The 4,628-nt window shown below is 67.2% G+C and carries 3 protein-coding genes; 1 reads left to right on the forward strand and 2 read right to left on the reverse strand.

Annotated features, from left to right (window positions below; genetic code table 11):
• Positions 1–100: 100 nt before the first annotated feature.
• Entirely contained in the window at positions 101–1,228 is a 1,128-nt protein-coding gene (locus tag ACVOJ1_RS18920; protein WP_164153152.1) for an anhydro-N-acetylmuramic acid kinase, read from the reverse strand.
• A 64-nt stretch (positions 1,229–1,292) separates the two neighbouring features.
• Positions 1,293–2,765 (reverse strand): M23 family metallopeptidase, encoded by a 1,473-nt coding sequence (locus ACVOJ1_RS18925; RefSeq protein WP_053516486.1) that lies wholly within the window; start codon positions 2,763–2,765, stop codon positions 1,293–1,295.
• A 168-nt stretch (positions 2,766–2,933) separates the two neighbouring features.
• Here ACVOJ1_RS18925 and tyrS point away from each other — a divergent pair, with 168 nt between their 5' ends.
• Positions 2,934–4,145 carry a tyrosine--tRNA ligase gene (tyrS, locus tag ACVOJ1_RS18930; RefSeq protein WP_164153153.1) on the forward strand — a complete coding sequence of 404 codons (1,212 nt, stop codon included), beginning with the start codon at positions 2,934–2,936 and terminating at the stop codon, positions 4,143–4,145.
• Positions 4,146–4,628 lie beyond the last annotated feature (483 nt).

The following is a 4,628-nucleotide window of genomic DNA, read 5'->3' on the forward strand; positions in this document are numbered from 1 at the left end:
GCGCCCCCCCCCGGCCCGCCCCCGCCCCCCCCCCCCCCCCCCCCCCCCCCCCCCCCCCCCCCCCCCCCCCCCCCCCCCCCCCCGGGGGGGGGGGGCCACCTCAGGCCAGATGGATCGCGCCGAGAATCCGCGGTCCCTTCGCGCCGGTGACGCTGGGCAGGTTCCCCGTCAGCCCGTCCATCGTCCGCTGCGCCAGCCAGGCGAAGCCCATGGCTTCCACGTACTCCGGGTCCAACCCATGCACGGCGCTGGATTCCACCTGCAGCGCCGGCAGCCGTTCGGCCAGCCGTTTCATCAACTGCCGGTTGTGCACGCCGCCGCCACAGACCAGCAGGCGGCGTGTCTGCGGCTGCTGCGCCAGCAGCGCATCGGCCACGGTCGCCACGGTCAGCTCAAGCAGGGTCGCCTGCACATCGGCAGCGGCGTACTGGCCTTCACCCATGTGCGCCTCCGCCCACGCCAGATGGAACTGTTCGCGACCGGTACTCTTCGGCGGGGGCAGGTCGAACCAGGGGTCCGCACGCCAGCCCGCCAGCAGGGGGCCATCCACCACACCGCTGGCGGCATAGGCGCCTTCGGCATCGAAGGTGCGCCCGGTGTGGCGCTGGCACCAGGCATCCATCAGCGCATTGGCTGGACCGGTGTCGAAGCCGCGTACGGCACCCTCCCGCGGGATCAGGGTCAGATTGGCGATGCCGCCCAGGTTGAGCACGGCCCGGTCCTCGTCGGCCGTGCCCAGCATGCCGAGGTGGAAGGCCGGCATCAGCGGTGCGCCATGACCGCCGGCAGCCACGTCGCGGCGGCGGAAATCGCACACCGTGGTGATCCCGGTCAGCTCGGCGATGCGGTTGCCGTCGCCCAGCTGCACGGTGAAGGCCGGATCGGCCAGCGGCCGGTGGCGCACGGTCTGCCCATGCGAGCCGATCGCCCGCACCCGGGTGCGGTCCACGCCGGATTCGTCCAGCAACTGGTTGGCGGCGTCGGCGAAGGCGATCGCGATCCGCGCGTCGAGTTCGCCAAGCTCCTCCAGCGACGCCAGCGGCCCCCCTTCGCCCAGCGCCACCAGCCGCGCGCGCAGCAGGGGCTCCCAGCGCGCCGTCAGGCCATGCACGAAGCGGCAGCCGCCCTCGTCGGGAAACTGCACCAGCGCGGCATCGATACCGTCGGCGCTGGTGCCTGACATCAGGCCCAGGTACAGGGGAGTGTTGGCGTCGGCAGGTGTGCTCATGGCGCGCAAAAGAAAAGGACGCGGCAAGCTTGGGCTGCCGCGTCCTTGTTCGTCAACGCAGGTCTCAGCCGCGCTTGCGGCCGCGGGTCTGCGTGTCCTTGGCGCTGGCCACCTCCGTGGCCGCCTCGTCCCGACCGGTCGGCGCCGGGCTGGCGTCGGCGTAGATCAGCTTCTCCATGCCCTGGATGCGCGCCATCGCCGGCGCGGTCTGGGCGCGGAAGGCGGCCAGCTCGGCGCCCTTGAGCGGCTCCGGCGGCGGCATGGTCACCGTCAGCGGGTTGCGGTGCACGCCGTTGACGCGGAATTCGTAGTGCAGGTGCGGGCCGGTGGCCAGGCCGGTCGAGCCGACATAGCCGATCACCGTGCCCTGCGCCACGCGCTGGCCGGTGCGGATGTTCGCAAAGCGCGACATGTGCCCGTACAGGGTGGTGTGGCCACGACCGTGGTCGAGGATCACCACATTGCCGTAGCCGCGCTGCACGCCGGCGAACTGCACGCGCGCATCGCCGGCCGCCATGATCGGCGTGCCGGTGCGGGCGGCGTAGTCCACGCCCTTGTGCATGCGCATCTTGCCCAGCACCGGGTGCTTGCGCGCGCCGAAGGTCGAGCTCAGGCGCGCGAACGGGATCGGCATGCGGATGAAGCTCTTCTTCAGCGAGCGCCCATTGATGTCGTAGTACTCGGACTTGCCGTTGCGTTCGAAGCGGAAGCCCGAATAGGTCTTGCCGCCGGTGGTGAAGGTCGCTGCCAGGATCTTGCTGGTATCGACCTTTTCGCCCTCGCGCCAGGTCTCATCCATCACCACGCTGAAGCGGTCGCCCGGCTGCAGGTCCTTGGAGAAGTCGATGTCGTACTTGAAGATGTCGTCGGTCATGGTGGCGATCGCCGAGGGTGACAGCCCGGCCCGGCGCGCTGCGGCATACAGCGAACTGGTGATCTCACCACTGGTGACCACCGTGCGCGTGGAGGTCTCGCGCTTGGTCACGGTTTCCTTGATGTTGTCGCCGGCCAGGCTCAGCTCGACCCGGTTCTCGCCGTCGCGGTCGAAGCGGATGCTGCGCAGGTCGCCGGACAGCGGCATGTCGAAGGCGATCTCGGCGCCCGGACGCAGCTTCGTCAGCGATTCGCGGGCACCGGGGTGGTCCAGTACGCGGTGCAGGGTGGTCGCCGGAATGCCGGCCTGGTCGAACAGCTCGCTGAGGGTCTGGCCACGTTGTACGCGCAGGACCTGCCAGCTGTCACCGGGCACCTGCTGCTGGCGGGCCAGCGACAGCGGCGGCAAGGGCAGGGCCAGGCTGGTGTGGCTGTCGGCGTAGGGGGCGTCGATGGTGTGCGAGAAACCGGGGACGATCGTGGCGACCAGCGCACCGATGGTCGCGAACAGGCTGGCATGCATCCAGTGACGCCGGGTCCAGCGCTCATTGAAGGCGGCGGGAAGATGTTGCCTGAGCTTCCGATGCAGGGCGTTGTCGTGCAGGACGTGAAGGCGTTCCTGGAAGCGCTGCTTGCGTGCGCGCCCTTGTTCGGAGTTGTGCATCGGCGGTTTTTCCTGGCTGGCCCGGGAGCGCGGGCCTGAACGCCGGTTACCATAGACACCTGAGAAAAGCGCGTCAAACCCTTGTGCCCATTGGCTTTTGTGAAGCCAATCGGGTTAACTTGGCTTTAACACCCCCACACAAGAATCGGCGTTGCCGGGAGTAGTCACGTGTCCTCGATTGAAGAAGCCCTTTCCCTGATCGGCCGCGGTGCCGACGAGATCCTCAAGCTCGAGGATCTGCGTGCGCGCCTGCAGGAAGGCCGTCCGCTGCGGATCAAGGCTGGCTTCGACCCCACCGCGCCGGACCTGCATCTGGGTCATACGGTGCTGCTGAACAAGATGCGCCAGTTCCAGGACCTCGGTCATCAGGTCATCTTCCTGATCGGCGACTTCACCGGCATGATCGGCGACCCTTCGGGCAAGAGCCTGACCCGCAAGCCGCTCAGCCGCGACGATGTGCTGGCCAATGCCCGCACCTACGAGGAACAGGTGTTCAAGGTGCTGGACCGCAGCCGTACCGAAGTCCGCTTCAATTCGGAGTGGTTCGGCAGCATGGGGGCGGCCGACATGATCCGCCTGGCCGGCCAGCACACCGTGGCACGCATGCTCGAGCGCGACGATTTCGCCAAGCGCTACGCCGCACAGCAGTCCATCGCCATCCACGAGTTCCTGTACCCGCTGGTGCAGGGCTACGACTCGGTCGCCCTGGAGGCGGACGTCGAACTGGGCGGTACCGACCAGAAGTTCAACCTGCTGATGGGGCGTGGCCTGCAGGAACACCACGGGCAGAAGCCCCAGGTGGTGCTGACCATGCCGCTGCTGGAAGGCCTGGACGGCGTCAACAAGATGTCCAAGTCGCTGGGCAACTACATTGGCATCAGCGAGCCGGCCATCGACATCGTCACCAAGACCATGAAGGTGGACGATGCCCTGATGTGGCGCTGGATCGAACTGCTGTCCTTCGATATCAGCCAGGCCGAGGCCGCGCAGCTGCGGGAGCAGGTGGCCAGCGGCGGTCTCAACCCGCGCGTGGTGAAGCTGCGCCTGGCGCGGGAGCTGGCAACCCGCTTCCACGACGCAGCCGCCGCCGAACAGGCCATTGCCGGCTGGGAAGCGGCGGTGACCGGACAGGGCGACATCACCCAGTTGCCGCTGCAGGACGTGGCGATTCCGGCCGAAGGCCTGCGCATCGCGGCGCTGCTGACCGCTGCCGGGCTGACCCCGAGCAACTCCGAAGCCAACCGCAAGCTCAAGGAGCGCGCCGTCAAGGTGGATGGCGAGGTCGTGGAAGATGGTCAGCAGGTGCTGCAGCCGGGCTTCGAAGGCCTGCTGCAGGTCGGCAAGCGCACATTCGCCCGTGTGCGCCTGATCGCGGCCTGAGACCTGTCGGACAAGCGCCGGGCACGCGCCCGGCCGCTCGTGGCGCCGTTCATCGGGCGCCTGTCGGATGAACGGTGCCAACATCCGATGAAAAAAGTCGCCACACCCCCTTCACAAATGGGGCGAACAGGGACATACTTTCCCTCCCCCGTCGCAGGGCCCGCCAACAAGGGGCTTGAGCGACACAAGGGCCCCCACCACCCCGAACGAGATGATCGAACGAAGGTGTTGACGGACTGAAAAAGTCTGGCATAATGGGCGGCTCGCTACGAAGGAAACTTCGCAGCACACGGGAATGGCGCTGAGGCCACTTCCCCGGATCTTTGAAAGTATGCGCAGGTATCTTGTGAAGGCGCCTGCAGGAAGGATGACTGTCCATCTTGCAGACGTTTGATCAAGCAACTATTAATTGTTTTAAAGCAAGCGATACGTTGCCAGAATCATTCATCTGCAGCTTTAAATTTTTGCCTTCGGGCAATGCAG

This window comes from Stenotrophomonas sp. STEN225, assembly GCF_056756445.1.